This is a genomic window from Neisseria sp. P0009.S007 (assembly GCF_051962515.1).
Map to the genome: position 1 here is coordinate 1 of NZ_JBQCVF010000166.1, position 3,325 is coordinate 3,325.

The 3,325-nt window shown below is 52.2% G+C and carries 1 protein-coding gene and 1 pseudogene; both read left to right on the forward strand.

Translation table 11 applies throughout. The features are described from left to right. A partial coding sequence (gene cls / locus ACTHS3_RS10930) for a cardiolipin synthase (protein WP_440367955.1) occupies positions 1 to 1,269 on the forward strand: 1,269 nt, incomplete at its 5' end. 311 nt (positions 1,270 to 1,580) lie between these two features. Further along, a pseudogene (locus tag ACTHS3_RS10935) lies at positions 1,581 to 3,325 on the forward strand (TonB-dependent receptor plug domain-containing protein); the annotation flags it as partial.

The window sequence follows — 3,325 nt, forward strand, 5'->3', positions numbered from 1 at the left end:
AACCGCTTCTACCGCAACTTTGCCGCCACCCATCTAGCCGATATCTATCTCGACATTGCCGACCAAGTCAAATCACGTTACCACGGCATCAGTAAAGTTGCCGAAAAAGGAACGGGGCTGGGCGCAACCAAAGGCAACGCCATGAGCCTGCTCTCGACCACCGATGCAATCATCGACAGCATGCTTGCCGACATACGCGCCGCAGCCCATTCCTGCCTGTTGGCCTTTTACATTATCGAACCCAAAGGCCGCATCGAAGAAATTCTAAATGAAATCCTTGCCGCCAAAGCCAGAGGCGTAGACTGCTCCATATTGGCCGATGCCGTCGGCAGCAGGAGCTTTCTTGAAAGCGATTGGGTAGAGATACTGCGCCAAGCAGGCGTTGAAGTACATACCTCATTGCCTGTCGGCATTTGGCGTACGTTATTCACGCGCACCGACCTGCGCAACCACCGTAAAATCCTCGTTATCGACAGCAAAATCGGTTACACCGGCAGCTTCAACCTCGTCGATCCGCGCTACTTCAAACAAAACTCAGGCGTCGGCGAATGGATAGATGCCATGATGCGTTGCACAGGGCCTATGGTACTGGAGCTGTCAGCCGTCTTCTTCGCCGACCTTGCCGTCGAAACCGATAAAAACCTCCAAAACGTACAAACATACCTCAACCAAGCAAAAAACCTGCTGCCCCAAATCCTTCCCGAAAAAATGCAGCAAGGCAATATTGTTGCCCAAATCATTCCCTCCGCCCCCGAGCAAAGCAGCTTCGTCATCTACGAAACCATCATCAGCGCCATCTATGCCGCTACCAAACAAATCACAATTACCACCCCCTACTTCGTCCCTGACGAGCCGCTTCTCATGGCATTAACCGTCGCCGCCAAACGCGGCGTCAAAGTAACCCTGATACTGCCCGCCAAAGTCGATTCACTGATGGTACGCTACGCCTCACGCGCCTACTACCCTATGCTGCTGGAAGCCGGCGTCAAAATCGCCATGTTTGAAGGTGGTCTTCTACATGCCAAAACCATGACTATTGACGAAGACTACTCCCTCTTCGGTACGGTCAACATGGACATGCGCAGTTTCTTCCTCAACCTAGAAATCAGCCTCGCCATCTACGATCGCGACACCACCAAACAAATCTGCAACCTCCAACGTGACTACCTCAAAAACAGCAGCTACATTGCCATCAAATCATGGCAACAACGCTCCAAACTCCGCGGCCTCGTAGAAAATGCCGTCCGCCTGATGAGTCCTTTGCTGTAAAAAAGAAGTAGTGAGGCCGTCTGAAAGCACTGTTCAGACGGCCTTTTAAAACACCTATACACAATATTGATCATCGATAAATATTCAACTCATCCCTTTTCTTCAGTTTCAAAAAAGTAAGCCTCACTATATTTTCTCTTAAAATAGTTTTACAAAATTTAACCATAAATAAACCGATTGATATTTATAAAAATATTCAAACTACAAATCAAAATGAGACTAATATGTTCTTTTACATTTATTTGTAGTTTGATAATCATTATTAAAATAATTAGAATAAGCGGTCAATTTTTTATTCCTTGGGAAAAATCATGAATAAAACCTCTTTTCCTGTATTCCGCCTTAGTCTCATTACACTCGCACTATCAACAGGCTTCGCCCATGCCGAAAATACGCACCCCGCAGAAACTGCCGAACTGAATGAAATTAAGGTTACCGGTACCGCCGTACCGACCCGCGTTACCCGCAACCAGCTTGACCGCGAGACTTCGACCGATTTGAAACAAGTCATGAAAGACCAAATCGGTATGGATGTCGGCGGTGGCAACGGCGTGGCGCAGTTTTACAGCATCCGCGGCGTCGGCGAGGACAAAATTAATCTGGAAGTGGACGGCACCAGCCAATCCACCAAAATTTTCCACCACCAAAGCCGCTTCCAGCTTGACCCTGCTTTGGTGAAAAGCATCAACGTCGAAAAAGGCACGGGCGCGGCGAGCGCGGGCTTGGGCGCGGTCGGCGGTACCATCCGCGTGACGACGGTTGACGCGAAAGACCTGCTGACCGACGGCAAACCTTTCGGTTTCAAACTCGGCGCGGGCTTGAGCAGCAATAAAGGCTCAACCGGCAACGCGGCGGTTTACGGCTATCAAAACGGCTTCGATGCCCTGTTTGCAGGCAACTTCCTCAACAACCGCGACTACAAAGACGGCAACGGCAATGTCAACCACGGCAGTCGTCTGAAACAGCACAGCTACCTCGCCAAAATCGGCTACGACTTCAACGACGACCACGGCATCCGCCTGACCTACCGTCAGGAATACCAAAAAGGCAACCGCACCGATAAAGCCGAGTTCCAAAACGTTGACAGCTACGTCGGCGTGGACGGCACTTATCAAAAAGAGCAGACCTACAATCTGGAATACCGTGGCCGCAACGTCGGCTTCATCGACAAAATCGACGCCAATGTCTTCCAAATCAACACCGACGACACCAAACCGCCTAAAGGCGCTCCTTCTCCAAAAGCCCAAGCTTCCGGCACGGCGCAAGGCGGCGTTCCCATTGGCCAGCTTGAGTTAAGCAAAATCAAAGCAACCGGCGCGAATCTGAACCTCGCCAGCTCTTTCGGCGACGGACACATGGTGAAATACGGCGTCAACTACCGCCACGAAACCTCCGAGCCGTCCGACAAAGGCGCGTGGCTGAAGATTCTCGGCCTGTATGACCGCGACAAAGAGAAGAAATCCGAATACGGCGTGTACGCGGAAGGTATCTGGAACCTGCACCCCGTTACCCTGACCACCGGCCTGCGTTACGACCATTTCAAATACAACGCCGCCAGCAGACAAAGCGCGTCCCACGGCCAGCTCAACCCCAGCATCGGCGCGATTTGGGACATCAACGACAACTTCTCGCTCTTGGCAAACCTCAATCAGGCAAGCCGCGCGCCCCGCCTGAACGAAGCCCTGTTGGCTAACGAACGCGCAGGCGCCGCCGCCGATTTGGACAGCAACCTCAAAGCCGAAACCGCCCGCCGTGCCGAACTCGGCTTCAAATGGCGCAACGATAACTTCAACGTCAGCGGCAGCGTGTTCCACCAACGCATCAAAGACCTCATCGTCTACCGTTGGGCAAAAATCAACAACAACACCGCCTCCATCACCGAACGCGGCAAGATTTACAACGGCGGCACGCTCAAAACCTACGGCTACGAACTTGACGCATCCTAACGCTGGGGCGGTCTGACCGCGCGCGCCGGCGTGTCCTACGTCAAACCCCGTCTGAACGGCGAAATGTACTACGGCGAAAGCCCGATTCAAGCGGAAGACCACGAAAGCTC